Consider the following 1376-nt stretch of genomic DNA (forward strand, 5'->3'; position numbering starts at 1 on the left):
TGCCTGACGGATTTGCCAATCAGACGGTCTTGAAACTTGCACATGCACTTCCATCCGCATGCGTCACTATCCTCCTGCGTCCCCCCATTGTTCAAACGGTGGATCGGCGGTACAGGAATATCAACCTGTTATCCATCGCCTACGCCTTTCGGCCTCGGCTTAGGTCCAGACTAACCCTGAGCGGACGAGCCTTCCTCAGGAAACCTTGGGCTTTCGACGGAGGGGATTCTCACCCCTCTTTTCGCTACTCACACCGGCATTCTCACTTCCAAACGCTCCACTGCTCCTTCCGGTACAGCTTCACAGCGGTTTGGAACGCTCCCCTACCATTCCTTACGGAATCCGCAGCTTCGGTGGTATGTTTAGCCCCGTTACATTTTCGGCGCGGCGCCACTCGACTAGTGAGCTATTACGCACTCTTTGAATGGTGGCTGCTTCTAAGCCAACATCCTAGCTGTCTAGGCAGCGCCACATCCTTTTCCACTTAACATACACTTTGGGACCTTAGCTGGCGGTCTGGGCTGTTTCCCTCTTGACTACGGATCTTATCACTCGCAGTCTGACTCCCGAGTATAAGTTGCTGGCATTCGGAGTTTAACTGAATTCGGTAACCCTGTGGGGGCCCCTAGTCCAATCAGTGCTCTACCTCCAGAACTCTCAACCTCGAGGCTAGCCCTAAAGCTATTTCGGGGAGAACCAGCTATCTCCAGGTTCGATTGGCATTTCACCGCTACCCACACCTCATCCCCGCACTTTTCAACGTGCGTGGGTTCGGACCTCCAGTCAGTGTTACCTGACCTTCATCCTGGACATGGGTAGATCACCTGGTTTCGGGTCTACGACAACGCACTGAACGCCCTGTTCAGACTCGCTTTCGCTACGGCTCCGCCTCATCGGCTTAACCTCGCGCGTTATCGTAACTCGCCGGTTCATTCTACAAAAGGCACGCCATCACCCGTTAACGGGCTCTGACTACTTGTAGGCATACGGTTTCAGGATCTATTTCACTCCCCTTCCGGGGTGCTTTTCACCTTTCCCTCACGGTACTGGTTCACTATCGGTCACTAGGGAGTATTTAGCCTTGGGAGATGGTCCTCCCGGATTCCGACGGGGTTTCACGTGTCCCGCCGTACTCAGGATCCACTCTGGAGGGAAAACAGTTTCAGCTACAGGGCTGTCACCTTCTTCGGCCGACCTTTCCAGGTCCTTCACCTACTGTCTTCCTTTTTGACTCCGTATAGAGTGTCCTACAACCCCGAAGAGCATGCTCTTCGGTTTGGGCTGTTCCCGTTTCGCTCGCCGCTACTCAGGGAATCGCATTTGCTTTCTCTTCCTCCGGGTACTTAGATGTTTCAGTTCCCCGGGTCTGCCTCACG

The 1376-nt window shown here is 54.1% G+C and carries 1 other annotated feature (cut by both window edges).

Annotation, left to right across the window (positions count from 1 at the left end):
* Positions 1–1376: a sequence feature (mutual gap in cmsearch alignment for this rRNA model is longer than 100), on the reverse strand (it extends past both window edges: 1445 nt to the left, 151 nt to the right).

This window comes from Exiguobacterium sp. s168 (genome assembly GCF_018619035.1).
In the GTDB taxonomy this organism is placed as follows: domain Bacteria; phylum Bacillota; class Bacilli; order Exiguobacteriales; family Exiguobacteriaceae; genus Exiguobacterium_A; species Exiguobacterium_A acetylicum.